General features: G+C 40.9%; 13 protein-coding genes. 8 read left to right on the top strand and 5 right to left on the bottom strand.

Annotation, left to right across the window (positions count from 1 at the left end; translation table 11 throughout):
• Positions 1-1,753: M48 family metalloprotease (locus tag K8F54_RS06355; protein ID WP_290788630.1), on the top strand; the 1,753-nt coding region annotated here is incomplete at its 5' end.
• A gap of 66 nt (positions 1,754-1,819) precedes the next feature.
• Here the strand turns inward: K8F54_RS06355 and K8F54_RS06360 are convergent.
• Entirely contained in the window at positions 1,820-3,859 is a 2,040-nt protein-coding gene (locus K8F54_RS06360; RefSeq protein ID WP_290788633.1) for a dihydrofolate reductase, read from the bottom strand.
• 91 nt (positions 3,860-3,950) lie between these two features.
• Here K8F54_RS06360 and K8F54_RS06365 point away from each other — a divergent pair, with 91 nt between their 5' ends.
• Both K8F54_RS06365 and crcB read left to right on the top strand, forming a co-directional pair.
• Positions 3,951-5,015 (top strand): SRPBCC family protein, encoded by a 1,065-nt coding sequence (locus K8F54_RS06365; RefSeq protein WP_290788636.1) that lies wholly within the window; start codon positions 3,951-3,953, stop codon positions 5,013-5,015.
• 3 nt (positions 5,016-5,018) lie between these two features.
• Positions 5,019-5,390 carry a fluoride efflux transporter CrcB gene (gene crcB, locus K8F54_RS06370; protein ID WP_290788639.1) on the top strand — a complete coding sequence of 124 codons (372 nt, stop codon included), beginning with the start codon at positions 5,019-5,021 and terminating at the stop codon, positions 5,388-5,390.
• Here crcB and K8F54_RS06375 read toward each other — a convergent pair.
• Complete coding sequence (locus tag K8F54_RS06375; RefSeq protein WP_290788642.1) at positions 5,387-5,995, bottom strand: DUF1684 domain-containing protein; 609 nt, start codon at positions 5,993-5,995, stop codon at positions 5,387-5,389. The genes crcB and K8F54_RS06375 overlap by 4 nt on opposite strands.
• A gap of 75 nt (positions 5,996-6,070) precedes the next feature.
• Between K8F54_RS06375 and K8F54_RS06380 the strand changes: the two genes are divergently transcribed.
• The 4 genes from K8F54_RS06380 to K8F54_RS06395 all read left to right on the top strand — a co-directional run bounded on the left by K8F54_RS06380 (position 6,071) and on the right by K8F54_RS06395 (position 9,524).
• The gene (locus tag K8F54_RS06380; protein WP_290788645.1) at positions 6,071-6,706 is read left to right on the top strand and encodes a hypothetical protein; all 636 of its coding nucleotides are present in this window, start codon (positions 6,071-6,073) and stop codon (positions 6,704-6,706) included.
• Positions 6,707-6,709: 3 nt separating this feature from the next.
• The gene (locus K8F54_RS06385) at positions 6,710-7,348 is read left to right on the top strand and encodes a hypothetical protein (protein ID WP_290788648.1); all 639 of its coding nucleotides are present in this window, start codon (positions 6,710-6,712) and stop codon (positions 7,346-7,348) included.
• Positions 7,349-7,539: 191 nt separating this feature from the next.
• Positions 7,540-8,766, top strand: a complete 1,227-nt coding sequence (locus K8F54_RS06390; protein ID WP_290788651.1) for an MFS transporter — start codon at positions 7,540-7,542, stop codon at positions 8,764-8,766.
• A gap of 74 nt (positions 8,767-8,840) precedes the next feature.
• Positions 8,841-9,524 carry a DJ-1/PfpI family protein gene (locus K8F54_RS06395; RefSeq protein WP_290788716.1) on the top strand — a complete coding sequence of 228 codons (684 nt, stop codon included), beginning with the start codon at positions 8,841-8,843 and terminating at the stop codon, positions 9,522-9,524.
• On the opposite strand, the gene K8F54_RS06400 is transcribed toward K8F54_RS06395, so the two are convergent.
• Entirely contained in the window at positions 9,525-9,968 is a 444-nt protein-coding gene (locus K8F54_RS06400; RefSeq protein ID WP_290788654.1) for an Lrp/AsnC family transcriptional regulator, read from the bottom strand. It lies immediately after the preceding gene.
• A gap of 130 nt (positions 9,969-10,098) precedes the next feature.
• Here K8F54_RS06400 and K8F54_RS06405 point away from each other — a divergent pair, with 130 nt between their 5' ends.
• Positions 10,099-10,494 carry a hypothetical protein gene (locus K8F54_RS06405; protein WP_290788657.1) on the top strand — a complete coding sequence of 132 codons (396 nt, stop codon included), beginning with the start codon at positions 10,099-10,101 and terminating at the stop codon, positions 10,492-10,494.
• Positions 10,495-10,499: 5 nt separating this feature from the next.
• Here the strand turns inward: K8F54_RS06405 and K8F54_RS06410 are convergent, their stop codons facing one another.
• Both K8F54_RS06410 and K8F54_RS06415 read right to left on the bottom strand, forming a co-directional pair.
• Positions 10,500-11,876 carry a hypothetical protein gene (locus K8F54_RS06410; RefSeq protein WP_290788659.1) on the bottom strand — a complete coding sequence of 459 codons (1,377 nt, stop codon included), beginning with the start codon at positions 11,874-11,876 and terminating at the stop codon, positions 10,500-10,502.
• A gap of 128 nt (positions 11,877-12,004) precedes the next feature.
• Positions 12,005-15,427, bottom strand: coding sequence for a methylmalonyl-CoA mutase family protein (locus K8F54_RS06415; RefSeq protein ID WP_290788661.1), 3,423 nt, complete (start codon positions 15,425-15,427; stop codon positions 12,005-12,007).
• Between the last annotated feature and the right edge of the window lie 85 nt (positions 15,428-15,512).

The raw sequence follows: 15,512 nt of genomic DNA on the forward strand, positions 1-15,512 counted from the left end.
CCATGCTCAAAATTATCAGAGTGTGGAGGAAGCCACCAGTGAAGCCGAAATCGAAGAAATTTGTAGAAGTGTCTCGGTTGCTTTCACAAGTACCCCTCGTGAAATACAGAAAATTGTAGACCAAATTGTACAAACCGCAGGCGTGGCCAATGGTGGCTTTGAATTGGCTCAGTGTTCGAATATTCAGAATGCGGTTGCCAAAATGGTCACTAATAAAAACGGTGATGTGGTTCGTTATATTATTTATGACGGGGCATGGCTTCAATCTCTTGTTGAAGAAACGTCTAACGACTGGACCGGTAAATTTGTACTGGCGCATGAGATTGGGCATCACCTCAATGGACATAGCTTAAACAATGGTTCTAGTAATCATAATTATGAACTTGAAGCCGATTATTTTGCGGGAAGAGCCTTGGCCAATCTGGGAGCTACGCTCGATGAAACCTTGGCAGTAACCGAAGAAATGGCCGTCAAAGCCACTTTTTCACATCCTGCCAGAGTGGATCGAGCGGCTCAGGCAGAAGCAGGTTGGAAATCGGTTACCAATAAAGAACTTACCATAGTCGTTAAGGACAAAGAAGTAAGTGAAATCGCAAAGGAAATCGTTTCAATGATCCAAGAGAAGTTGTCCAACTCGGCAAGTTTGACCCAAGAAGATTATCAGAAAACACTAAAACAACTTCGATTAGTTCGCGGACCCAAATACTATAAAGGGTATACAGAGGATATACGTTACTTAGAGGCTATCACGCTGAAAGGTTTAAACGAAGACGATAAGGCGATGGAGTCTTACATTAATTATCTGAGCATTGAAGGTTTGGACAAGGAAGAACGTATAAAGCAAATAGGTACCTTATATGCCGAATCCAATTCAAAACAATCTGCCTTTTTTGCCAATCCGTTGGTGGTGTATAATCTCAGTAAAGTGTACTTCAAAAACAAGAAATATGACAAAGCAATAAGTATGGGGAATCAGTTCTTATCAAGATCTGAAGATCCTACCCGAAAAACCGATATCATAGAAATTGTTGCCAAAAGTGAATTTGAGAAAATTGAAAATGAAATCGCCGATCTTACGCCAGACGAAGCAATAACACAGGCCAAGGTACATATTCAAAACTTAGACTATAAAAAAGCCCTTGAACTGCTATCACCAGTAGCGGCCAAAAATGTTTCACAGGCGCAGTACCTTTTAGGGACCTTACATTTAGAAGGCAAGGGAGTCCCTACGAATGCGGTACAGGCAGCCGATCTTTTTGCAAAAGCGGCACAAAATAATAATTCGGATGCGCAACTGAAACTTGGCTTTCTTTATATGGAAGGCAATGGAGTTTCCAAAAGTTTGGAAAATTCAAAATTTTGGCTCACAAAAGCTGCTGAAAGTAACCATCCCGATGCTGCTGCTGCATTGAATACACTAAAAACACTGGAAGATGCAGTTATAAGAAAAAAGGAAGAAGAAAAAGCTGCTGAAATTGAAGAAATAAAAGAAACTGAAGCCGAAATCTTAGCCAAAACATTGGCGAAGGCAGACACTTATTTTAACAACGGACTGTATAGCGATGCCTTTGAAAATTATCTAATAGCGGCCAAGAAAGGCAATGCCAGTGCCCAAGAACGAGTAGGCTGGATGTATTTTAAAGGAAAAGGAGTTGATAAAGACAAAGACCTTGGAATAGAATGGTGGAGAAAAGCAGCCCTACAGGGTAATGGTACTGCCATTAGTTTCTTAACAAGACTAGGGAAATGGTAATCCCCTTCCTATTTAAAATAAAAAACTCCCGATTTCTCGGGAGTTTTTTTATACTCACAACACTGCTTAGTTTTTCACCGGCAGGTTGTTATAATTCTTCGAATACATCAACATTTGCTCTGCAAAAGTAGCAGGCTGCTCCATCATAAAGCCGGTGATCTCCCCAGCATCATCCGTGGTTGGAGTGATTACCGGGTTTACAAATCCGCTATATGGAGCTGAAGTAAACTGCTTGTTACGCTCTAATACCTCTGCATGAAGCGTTTGATCTACTTTAACACCATAGCCTTCTACCAAGGCTTCAACGGCAGCATAGTCTCCTTCCGACTTAATTCGTTGCGTTTCGCGTAACAACTGACCAAACAATTCGTGTAATTTATCATAGTCATTGATATTGTAATACGTCTTACCATCGCGCGTAATCTTTTCGATTACATTATCAGCTTTTCCTTTTTCAAATGCCCATGCAGAAACCCATTGACGGTTTCGCATATGCGATTCTTCTACATCGTCACCAAGGTTTAAACGGATTAACTGAGTCATTAATCCATTTCTTATATAACCGTCAAACGCTGCCTTCCCAACTTTCTTCCAGTCGTCTACCAAACCTAGTTCTTGTAATTTTGGGTTGTACAAATAATACAATCCTACTAAGTCTGCACGTCCTTCTTCCAAGGTTGAGGCATAATTCTTTAAAGTTTCCTTTGTCTCACCCACTCCCGGATTTAATTGTCCCGAAGCATGTCCAATCACTTCATGTAAAGCCGTATGCAATTTATCTCCAATCTGACCGTATTCTTCTTCCAATGCCAATTCTTCTGCATCGTTCACAAACTCTTTCAATCTACCAGAGCTTCCGGCATTGTTATACGAATGAATTATGTTTCCTAAAGAAACAGACTTACTTCCCACTGCGGCACGGATCCAGTTGGCATTTGGTAGATTAACCCCAATTGGCGTGCTTGGAGAGGCATCTCCTGCTTCACCGGCAACGTTCACCACCTTGTAAGAAACTCCTACCACGTTCTTCTTTTTATGCTCCTCCATCAACGGTGAGTTATCCTCAAACCACTGTGCATTTTCAGATAAAACCGACATCTTTTGTGACATGTCAAAATCTTTTATCTGCACAATTGTCTCGTAGGAACCTCTATATCCTAATGGGTCATTATACACCTCGATAAAACTGTTGATATAGTCTATGTTTCCTTCCGTAGCAGCTGTCCAAGCCACGTTGTAGTCGTCCCAAGTTTGCAAATCACCCGTCTTATAATACTGAATTAACAATCCAATAGCATCTCCCTGTGCCTGATTTTCAGCAACACCTTGGGCTTTGTCAAGCCACTCAACAATCTTGTCAATCGCAGCACCATATAATCCTCCCGATTTATATACGCGTTCTTTCAAAACACCATTCTCCTTTACCAATTGTGAATTCAATCCGTATGATAAAGGTTTCTTTGGATCCGGAGATTTCATTTTTCCATAGAAGGTCTCAACGTCATTATTGGTGACATTGGGTCCATAGAAGTTTACTGCCGAAAGGGCCACATTATCAATACCCTTCCCTTGGTTTACCTTTTTGCTATCTGTATCGTTAAATAAAACATCAAATGCTTCACCTTTCAAACTAGTATTCGTTTCTGTTAATAGCGTCTTCAGATAGTCCAAAGAAAACTCAGGTTTTAATTTGTCGTTTGAATAATGGTGGTGGATTCCGTTAGAGAACCAAACACGCTTAAGATAAATTTCAAAATTCTTCCAGTCTTCGGTAGTTTTATCACCCCGATAGTTGACGTATACATTCTCTAAAGCAGCTCGAATCGCCAAATTATGTCGGTAATTCTGATCCCACATAATGTCACGGCCGGCTAAACCTGCCTGAGTTAAGTAATACACGAGCTTTTGTTCTTTCAAAGTAAGTTGCTCCCATCCCGGAACTTGATACCGTAAGACCCTAACATCAGCAAATTGCTCTACATTATAATCAAACTCATTAGTTTCAACTTTGGCGACTTCTTGAGGTTCTTTTTTATTCTTGTCGTCTGCACAAGAAACAAATAGCAACCCGCTCAATGCCATTGCAATAAAAAAAGTATTCTTCATTTTTACAGTTTATTGGTTTTCAGCAAATGTAGCAAAATAATAAATGTCAAAATTGATTATCTTAGCACAAATAACCAACACACCTATCCCTATGAAAATCTTAAAGTACTTGTTGTTTCTTATTCTCATAGTGCTCATTGGCGGTGCTATCTATTTTGGTACAAAAGACGGAAAATTTGATGTAGCCGAAAGCAAGGTTATGGAAGCTCCCGCCGAAGTAATCTATAACAACGTAAAAGATTACAAAAACTGGCAAGAATGGGGGCCATGGATGAAACTCGATTCGGCCATTGTAATTAACTATGCCGAAAAGACCGAAGGTGAGGGTGCTGCCTACTCGTGGAGTAGTGAGCACATGGAAGTGGGTGATGGCTCTATGAAAACGCTTAAAGTTATTCCGAATAAAGAGATCGACCAAAAAATAACCTTCAATACGCCCGTAGGTGATAGTGAGAGTGATGTGTACTGGCGGTTTGAAGCAACCGAAACACCAGGTCAGACCAAAGTTACTTGGGGGATGAAGGGAGAGCAATCGTTTATGGAAAAAGTCTTTATGTCCTTTCAGGATGAAGATATGGAAACCGGTATCAGTAAAATGTTTCAGCAGGGATTAACCGATATAGAAACCATTGTAAAAGCTGAAATGGAGAGCTTTTCTGTCAATGTAGATGGCGTAACACAATACGGTGGCGGCTACTATATGTTCAACTCCACAGCTTCGAAACTTAGCGAGATTGGTGAAAAGATGGGAGCTATGCTCGGACAGGTTGCGGGTTATATGGAGCAGAATAATTTGAACATGGCAGGAATGCCCTTTACCATCTATAACGAAATAGATGAAGCCAACGGCACTACCATTTTTACAGCGGCCATCCCCGTGAAAGAAAAAATTATCACACCGGCCGGAAGTCCGGTACTTTGCGGATATATGGAACCCGTAACCACGGTAAAAACCACCTTGAAAGGACAGTATAAGTATTTATCTAAAGCATATGATAAAGCCCAAGCCTATATAGCTCAAAACAACTTGCAAGTACATCCTACGGCAAAGATGTTCGAGGTATATGCGAACGATCCCGGAGAAGTGCCCAATCCTGCCAATTGGATAACTGAAATCTATATTCCTATTGTTCGGCCGGTAAATCCAGAAAACTAAGCAATGAAGCAGTTATTGTTGGTTTTTGTCGGTGGTGGTTTAGGCAGCACATTGCGTTATTGGATAGGAAATCTTTTTAATAGTACTGAAAATGGCATTCCCTACGGTACCTTTCTCGCTAACATCATAGGAAGTTTGCTTATTGGGATTATTCTTGGATTGGCCCTCAAGAATAATTCGCTCTCACAAAACACGGTATTATTTCTAGCCACCGGATTTTGTGGTGGATTCACCACATTCTCCGCCTTTGCCTACGAGAATCACCTGTTTTTAAAATCGGGAGATTTTACCTCCTTTGCCCTCTATACCATAGCTAGTTTTATTATTGGCTTTGCAGCTGTATTCTTTGGGATGTGGTTGGTAAAGTATTTTTAGTGATGCCCAAAATCCTTCACACCGGCTTCAATTCGCACTTGTAAATCGTTTTGTTTCGGCGGAATTGGACATGAATACCGCTTGTTGTAGGCACAATACGGATTGTATAACTTATTAAAGTCTAAAATCATCGTATCTCCTTCCGGAATATACGTGTCCAAGAATCTGCCCCCACCGTACGAACCATCGCCACTGGTAAGGTCGGTTATCGGCAAAAACAGGTAATCTATATATTCCGGGTCCTCTGAAGGGGTAGTGTTTTGGTATAATTCCAAAGAAAACTGCTTACCGTCCATTGTAAAATGTGCTTCACCGTATTTTACATATTCAGGAAGACGCTCGGTGGTGGTTGGCATTAAGAAAGGTTTTTCGTTGGGAGTACGGACAAAAGTTGCTTCCACTCGGTATTTTAAATCAATGGGATAAAACTCCAACTCCGTAAAGGTTTCGAGATCGGTAGTAGTTAAAATGGATGTTTCGGGATTGGTAAACGATTCGTTTTCCGAAGCTTGGTATGCTTCAATTTCTTTGATGAGCGCTTCGGTATTTTGAGATATCCCAAAACTCGTGCTCAGCAAAACTATAAGAAAAATATAGTGTTTCATAAAATTCATTTCAGTAAAAATAGAAAAGAAATTGATACATCCCATTTATTCTTACTTTTGAAAAAATTTAAAAGTATGCGATATCGGATTCTATTTTTTTTCTTCAGCCTGGTATTTATTTTTCAACATGGTAGGGCACAACATATTGACATTGACAAAAAGGCTTTGGCCTTTTTGGCTTCCGAAGAAAAAGTGAATATTCTATTTACCTATGACGGCTTACTTATTGACGACGCTATCCCGGAAGCCGATTTTCTTAGTAAAATGAACAAAAAAATCACCAAATTCGCGAATGAAGAAGAAGCCATTAATTGGGCTGCCGCATACACTGCACATAAAAATGATATCTGGCCTGCCACATTTACTTCGGTCTTGAATGAAAAACTGGCTACATATAAAAACCCTCCAATTTTTGAAGAAAACAGTCGAGAAGCTACCTACACTATGAAAGTACATAGTAATTGGATGTATTATGGATATGATGCCGGAATTGTTGATCAACCGGCAAAGGTGACCACCGTACTTACATTTTATACCTCCGAAAACCCCGAAACTATTATTTTTTCTACCGAGATTAGTCGGGCGATGGGGCAATATAACAAAGAAGATGGCGATGGCGAAGGAAAGGGTCCCAGCTTAAACAGGATGCGAAAAGCCTATACAAAAAGTGCCTACAAACTGGCACAGGCTCTTAAAAGAGTGGTAGACTAGCAAATGAGACATCCAAAATATCTTTTTAGAACGCTCCTTGTTTTATTGATGGTGCTTGCAAGCACTCAGCATTCGTACTCCCAATGGGTTAAATTCAAAAAGAAAGAGCTTATTTTTTTGGCTTCTGAAGAAAAAATAAATGTAGTTTTTACCTATAAGGGTGTGGAATTTAATGGAGACAATCTATCTGAAACTACCTTTCTAAATCATATCGCCTCAAAAATTACTAAGCATCAGGATACTTCCGAAGCTGTTAAATGGACGCATCGATATCGGCAACACAAAGTGAAACACTGGCCCGAAGCCTTTGTTTCCAGCTTAAATAAAACAGTCGCCCCTTATAAGCACGCACCTACCTTTGTACTAGATGAAAAAAACGCCCGCTATACCTTGGAAGTAAAAGTAAGGTGGATGTATTTTGGATACGATATTAAAGTGTTGGCGCAACCCGCAAAGCTCACCACCGAACTCATTTTTTACCGAACAGACACTTCGCAAATAGTTTCAAAGCTGGAAATTGAGAAAACCAAAGGTCTATCCACTAAGGAAGATTTTCCGAAACTAAGTCTTAAAAGCATGGAGAATTGCTTCGAACGAGCTGCAGAAAATCTTGGACTTTCTTTAAAAAAAGTTTTAAAATAATTAAAAAATAATACTACATTTGGCTTCAATTCAAGTTAATATGAAAGTTAGAACCTATATCAACTCACAAATCTGTGTCGTTTCACCACCGAAACTCAGGCGATGTATGTACTATTTATAGAGAAATAAATTAATTCAATATAAAAGCGTCCCGCCTTCCAGCGGGACGCTTTACTTTTATATAACAACCCATGAAAAAACTGTATACCCACTATATAAATAATTTCAAAGGACTCTCACGAGAGATCTGGTTGCTGTCGCTCGTTACTTTTATCAACCGAGCTGGGGCGATGGTCATCCCGTTCCTATCCCTATACCTTGTCAATGCAAAAGGATTCACTTTGCCGCAGGTAGGTTGGATTATGACCTGTTTTGGACTTGGATCCTTGACCGGAACTTGGATTGGAGGAAAACTGACGGACAGTATCGGATTCTATAAGGTGATTGTATTTAGTCTCCTATTAGGTGGAATGGGATTTGTATTGCTTCAGTTTATCGATACTTTTTTTGGTTTTTGTGTGGGTATTTTTTCCCTCATCCTCGTAGCAGACGCTTACCGTCCTGCTATCTTTGTGGCGGCAGACACCTATAGCAAGCCCGGAAACGTGACGCGAAGTATCACCTTAATCCGATTGGCAATCAACTTGGGTTTCTCTATAGGGCCACTAATTGGCGGAATCATTATTGCCACAATTAGTTATACCTCCCTATTTTGGATCGATGGGGTAACCTGTGTCTTGGCCGGAATCGGGTTGTTTATATGGTTAAAACCAAAACGAAAAAAAGATACAGAGCCGCTTATTACCATCCATAAAAAAGAAGGGGTTCCTCCCTATTTAAATGGCTTGTTTATACTGTTTATCATTATAATGATTGCAAACGGAACCACCTTTGTGCAATATTTTTCGGTAATGCCCTTGTATTACGAGAAAGGACATTTCCTTTCGGAAGATCTCATCGGTTGGCTTATGTTTTTGAACGGAGCCGTGATCGTGGTTTTCGAAATGCCCCTAATTGCATGGTTGGAGCGTAGAAATCTCTCCAAAACGATGGCCACTTTTTGGGGTATTGTATTTATTGCACTAAGTTTTATCGTGCTAAATCTTACCTCTTGGAGTGGCATCTTGATCGTGGGAATGCTTTTGATGACTCTGGGCGAAATGATAGGCTCTCCATTTTCGAATGCCCTGGCACTGGAGATGGCACCTAAAGGCCGGAAGGGAAGTTATATGGGACTCTATAGCATGAGTTTCTCATTCTCACATATTTTTGGGCACAATGGCGGTATGAATCTGGTCGACACCTTTGGTTTTGACGCTACCTGGTACGCAATGTTTTTCTTTTTGACGATTATCGGACTACTTACACTATGGCTGTATCGATTATTGAAAAAATCACCTAAATTTACCTCCTATTAGTTATGAATTATTGGTTATTATTTTTTTGCTTCGGAATTATTTCTTGCGGAACACCTTCGGAAGAAAATAAAGCCATGCCGCCTTCTGAAGCAACAACTGAAATAGCGGAAACATCTTTTCCGAAGCTGGACAGTTCACGCTATAATGTTGCTTTCTTGATCATGGACGGAGTATATAACACCGAACTTACCGCTCCGTATGATATTTTTCAGCATACTGTCTTCAGGGAGAATATTAAGGCCATGAATGTATTTACAGTGGCTAATACAGACCAATCTATTAGAACGTTCGAAGGCTTGCGGTTACTCCCCGATTTCAATTATTTAAAAGACAGCATTCCGAGGATCGATATTTTGGTGGTTCCCAGTGCCGAGCATCATATGGATTCCGATCTGGAAGATGAAGCCATGCTTGGTTTTGTGCGAAAAGCAGACAAAGAAGCATTATTTGTGACATCACATTGTGACGGAGCCTTTGTATTGGCAAAAGCTGGTTTGCTGGAAAAATCTGTCTCGACCACCTTTCCAAGCGATATTGATGCCATGCGGACTATGTTTCCCGACTTGGATATTAGAAAAGAGGTGTTGTTTGTTCATGATGGGAAATATATTACCTCTGCCGGGGGTGCCAAAAGTTTTGAAGCTGCCTTATACCTCTGTGAATACCTCTACGGAAAACAGGTAGCAGAATCATTGGCAGGTGGGTTGGTAATCGATTGGAATTTAGAGACTGTACCGCATCTGATCGTAAAAAAGTAATTATTCGGGTTTTTTAATAGGGTTATTGGAAACCACATGAGATAACACAATCTGTGTTTTGGTTTCGCCATAGGTAATCAACTGATCGATAAAGGCTTCGAGGTGTTTCTGATTTTTAAGCACCACTTCCATCACTATGTTCTCATTTCCGGTAATGCGATAACAATTGAGCACCTCGTCATAGGTTTTCACTTTTTCAAGAAATGGTTTTAATTTTCCCATAAAGGCCCGAAGTGTAATAATTGCCTTTAATTGGTAACCTGTTTCGAAAGGAGAAACCGCTGTCTTATAGCTGTGAATAATTCCGGCGTCTTCCATCTTCTTAATACGCTCGCCAACCGCAGGTGAACTAATCCCAACCAGCCGACCAATCTCTGCATTGGACTGACGCGCATTGGCTTGAAGGCATTTCAAAATTTTCCAGTTGAGTGTATCTATAATCATTTTAAAGGTATATCGTTTAAAAAAAATAATATTTAAAGCTAATATACATTTTTTCTTTAATTCTTAAAGACAAAAATGCTGCGTTGTGCTTACATTTGGGTGTTTTGTGAAACCCCACACATACTTAAGGATGATACCACATATTTCGCACGGTTTGCCCCATTCGCCTATCTATAAGAAGGCGCTGGATATCTTTACGCTTTCCCGTCATATTTCAACCTATCTGGCTCACGATCTTGCACCTTTAAACCAAAACGGGGAAGAAGATTCCCATATTTATTTTTCAGGAGATATTGTACAGCAATCGGTTTCATTGGCTCCAGAAATTTTAAAAGCTGAACGTCAGACTTTTTCCGAAGAAAAATACAAATACGCCGCCTCCGTAAATCGGTTGGCCAATAGTTTGTACAAGAATTGCGAACGACTCGAACGCGTGAACAGTAACGGAAAAGAATTCTTACCCATCCTGCGTGGTGAATTAAAAAAATTTAGACGCTTGCAGCGCACATGGATGATGACGTTGTAAGGCGTTTAATCGTTATTCAAGCCTTCCAATAGTCGGATAAATTCAACCGAATCTTTATATTTTAAAAATGCAGTTGTATTCGTGATATACGCTTTATCTGTGAGTCCTTTTGAGATAGCCAACGAAAGGTTTTCCAACGTTTTATCTTTATTGTTCAAAATAGCATAGTCTTTCGCCAAAAGGTAAAAGGCATAGGGTCTATCTGGTGCAACAAGGCTAGCTATCGTATGACAATAGAGCCTTTTTTTGGCGTTATTTTTATAGAACTGACTCTCGGCTGTCTCTACACCCATCGCATAGATAGCATATCCTATGCGGTAACCCATTTTCCGAAATTGCTCATCTTCAGACAACAGGTATTTTTTTTGTAGGTTCTCAAGTTCTTTATGCCACCAATTGAACTCTTCAGGGGTTTTCAACCCTGAAATTTCCTTATTAAATCTTTCTACAAAAACCTTTCTAAGCTTCGCTTCTTCTTTCTTTACACCTTCCCTTTTTTTACTATCGCTGCTGTATTTCTTGTCTTTTTTTAAATTGCTAATTTTGGTCTTTATCGTGTCTAAATTGTAATATGCTGAAAAATTTCTAACCATCCTATCGTATTCCCAAACGGCAAGTTCGATCTCTGAATCGGATTCCAGTTTTTTTCCTTCTTCATATAATTCGGTGTAAAAAGTGCTAATGATTAGATCATCTTTTGGTTTGATGTTTCTTTTATACGCCTGAAGCTCTAACCAATTAAATGCCTTCAGTATTTGATCTGAAGAAGGCCACCTGTGATCGTCTTCATTGGTAAAAATTTCATTCTCAATACCAAAGGTATCCAGCCATTCTTTTACGCCTTGCATTTCTTGATAGTTCATATCGCTATTTCCTACCAGACCCACGTACGAAAAAGAATCATTTATACTGGGAATATGCGAAGTATTTTGCGAAAAACCGGCACCACAGGCAACAATTCCTTGTATTTGTTTTGTGAGGACAGCCACTGTGGTGGCTAATCTGGAACCACCCGAAAATCCCGCTGTATATATAAGATTCTCATCGATCGTAAACCTCTCAAAAACTGTGTTGAACAATCTGTCGATGATGGTAAAGTTTTTTTCGAATAAACCATTTCTGCTATTGTTTGAACATATTAAAATATGACCAAATTTCTGAGAGGCTTCTATAAATGGTGCTATACCAATCGTTCCTCTTGCTGCTGGTTCAAATATAAAGACGACCGATGCGGGTTTATCTTTGTCAAAATTTTTTGGAAGATATAGCGTAAAGGTATCCGTTGAATTTATAACCGCCACCGAATCGATTATTATTCCTGTTTCAAAACTTAAATTTTGGGCAAACCCAAAAGATGTCATGGCAAGGGCTAAAAGAACCATTATACCCTGCCGGAAAACTGTAATATTTCTAAAAATATAGCCAACCATATCCTATACTATTACAAAACAACATCACAATACTGTAGGTGAAGCACTACAAAATACCAAAGGTATTCATCTCGAAATCGTTACATATTTCTCCTATACTGCCCCCCTACTTCAAACAAGGCAGCTGTAATCTGACCCAATGAACACACCTTGGTCGCTTCCATCAATTGTTCGAACATATTTTCGTTGTGTATGGCCGCTTGTTGTACTTTTTTTATGGCAGCTTCAGACACTTCCTTTCTGCTAGTATGCAGGTTTTTTAAGGTCTCAATCTGCGCCTGCTTCTCCTCTTCGGTTGCGCGAATCACTTCCGCAGGTAAGACCGTTGGTGATCCTTTACTGCTTAAAAAGGTATTTACTCCTATGATGGGGAATTGCCCGTTGTGCTTTAGGGTTTCATAATACAAACTCTCCTCCTGTATCTTGGAACGTTGGTACATGGTTTCCATGGCACCCAAAACACCTCCTCTTTCCGTAATACTATCGAACTCCTTTAAAACGGCTTCCTCAACCAAATCGGTTAGTTCTTCAATAATAAACGAACCTTGAATAGGATTTTCATTTTTTGCCAATCCCAATTCTTTATTGATAATTAACTGAATTGCCATGGCACGGCGGACACTTTCTTCGGTGGGGGTGGTGATCGCTTCATCGTAGGCGTTGGTGTGTAACGAGTTACAATTATCGTAAATGGCATACAGCGCTTGAAGCGTGGTTCTAATGTCGTTGAAATCGATCTCTTGTGCGTGTAGCGAACGTCCCGAAGTTTGTATGTGATACTTCAACATCTGTGCTCTCGGGTTGGCTCCGTACTTGTCTTTCATCGCTTTTGCCCAAATCTTTCGAGCCACACGACCAATCACCGAATATTCGGGGTCGATCCCATTGCTGAAGAAGAATGATAAGTTGGGACCAAATTCGTTGATGTCCATCCCACGTGAGAGATAGTATTCTACATAGGTAAATCCATTGGAAAGGGTAAACGCCAATTGTGTAATGGGATTGGCCCCCGCTTCGGCTATGTGGTATCCACTTATAGAAACCGAATAAAAGTTGCGTATTTTCTTTTGAATAAAATACTCCTGTACATCGCCCATCAATCGCAGGGCAAATTCAGTTGAGAAAATACAGGTGTTCTGCGCTTGGTCTTCCTTTAAAATATCGGCCTGCACCGTTCCTCTCACCTGTTTTAGCGTTTCGGTCTTTATCTTCTGGTAAACATCTTGTGGCAGTACCTCATCAGCTGTCACTCCTAAAAGCATCAGTCCTAATCCGTTGTTGCCCTCCGGTAATTCTCCTATATATTTGGGTCTGTCAACCCCGCTTTCTTTGTACAGTTTCGCAATCTTGGCTTCTACTTCTTTTTCCAGTCCGTTCTCCTTGATGTATTTTTCGCAATTCTGATCGATGGCTGCATTCATGAAAAAACCTAGCAGCATAGGTGCGGGACCATTAATGGTCATACTCACCGAAGTCATCACATTACTAAGATCAAAACCAGAGTACAGTTTTTTAGCGTCGTCCAAACAACAAATAGACACCCCTGCATTACCTATCTTCCCATAAATATCGGGGCGGAGATCGGGGTCATTTCCATAGAGCGTCACGCTGTCGAAAGCCGTTGAAAGACGTTTGGCCGGTAAGCCTGCGCTCACATAATGAAACCTTCTGTTGGTACGCTCAGGGCCACCCTCTCCTGCGAACATACGTGCGGGATCTTCCCCGGTACGCTTAAAGGGATACAAGCCGGCGGTAAAGGGAAATTCACCCGGAACATTTTCCTGAAGCGTCCAGCGCAGGATGTCTCCCCATGCCTGGTATTTGGGTAAGGCCACCTTAGCAATCTGAGTGTGTGATAAGGATTCGGTATGCGTCTCGATCTTAATTTCTTTATCCCGTACCTGAAACGAATAGATCGGCGATTTATACCGATTCACCTTTTCTTCCCAACCGGTAATGACCTCCCAGTTATAGGGGTCGAGGTTGAGTTTTACTCGATCGAATTCGGCTAGAAGTAATTTGACCAAATCGTCCGAATCTTTTGTTTCAGCAAAATCTATTTCAAGTCCGGCCTTGTCCAATAGAGCCAGTTTTCCTGAAATCGATTCGATGGTTTTAAAAATGCCGTAGAGTTTTTGGGCGACCTCAGCTTGTTCGTTTGCTTTTTTGTCGTAGCCTCTATTATTTTCTGAAATTTCGGAAAGATAGCGCGTACGGGCAGGTGGGATTACAAAGATTTTTTCCGACATCTCTTCGGAAATGGCATAGCTGCTGTTGAGATCGGCCTTGGTTTTTTCCACGAGTTCATCCATTACCGCCTTGTACAGCTTGTTCATACCAGGATCGTTAAATTGTGAGGCGATTGTACCGTAGACCGGAAGTGCATCTTGTGGTGTATCCCATAACTGATGGTTGCGCATGTATTGCTTCTTCACATCACGAAGGGCATCTAGGGATCCTCTTTTGTCGAATTTATTAATGGCCACCAGATCGGCAAAGTCGAGCATATCGATCTTTTCCAACTGCGTTGCTGCTCCAAATTCAGGCGTCATTACATATAAGGACACATCGCTGTGGTCTAAAATTTCGGTGTCGCTTTGTCCAATACCTGAAGTTTCAAGGATAATAAGATCGTATTCGGCTGCTTTTAGCACTTCAATGGCTTCGGAAACATATTTTGAGAGAGCGAGGTTGCTCTGTCGTGTCGCCAAACTGCGCATATACACACGAGGGGAATTGATGGCGTTCATTCGAATGCGATCGCCCAATAAGGCCCCTCCTGTTTTTCTTTTGGATGGATCTACGGATATAAGCCCGATGGTTTTCTTAGGAAAATCGATTAAAAATCTACGTACCAATTCATCGACTAGGGACGATTTTCCCGCCCCTCCGGTTCCGGTGATTCCAAGAACCGGTGTCACGGATTTTTCGTTTTTCTTATGTATTTTCTGAAGTGTATTTTTCGCAACTTCCGGGAAGTTTTCAGCAGCAGAAATCACACGGGCAATAGCTCCCGGTACTTTCTTCGTCAACTTATCGATCTCTCCGTTCAATTGATCGCCTATAGGGTAATCTGCTGTTTTTACCAGATCGTTAATCATGCCTTGAAGGCCCATCTCACGGCCATCATCGGGAGAATAGATACGAGTAATTCCATAGTCCATCAGCTCTTTTATTTCTGAAGGCAGGATAACTCCGCCCCCGCCGCCAAAGATCTTGATATGCTCTGCTCCCCTTTCCTTCAAGAGGTCGTACATATACTTAAAGTACTCGTTATGCCCGCCTTGATACGAAGTCATGGCAATGGCATTGGCGTCTTCCTGGATGGCAGTGTTCACCACCTCTTCAACACTTCGGTCGTGCCCTAGATGAATCACTTCCACACCGGTCGACTGAATGATACGGCGCATTATATTGATCGCGGCATCGTGCCCATCGAATAAGGAGGCTGCGGTTACAATTCGGACTTTATGCTTGGGAATATAGGGTGCTGTTTGTTGCATTCAGAAAGATACTTTAAAATAGAATGCAAATTTACGAAAAACAGAGAAGAAATAGCGGATTGAATCACGAACTATCGATTGTGCA

Origin of the sequence: Altibacter sp., assembly GCF_019913785.1 — a bacterium.
Lineage (GTDB): Bacteria > Bacteroidota > Bacteroidia > Flavobacteriales > Flavobacteriaceae > Altibacter.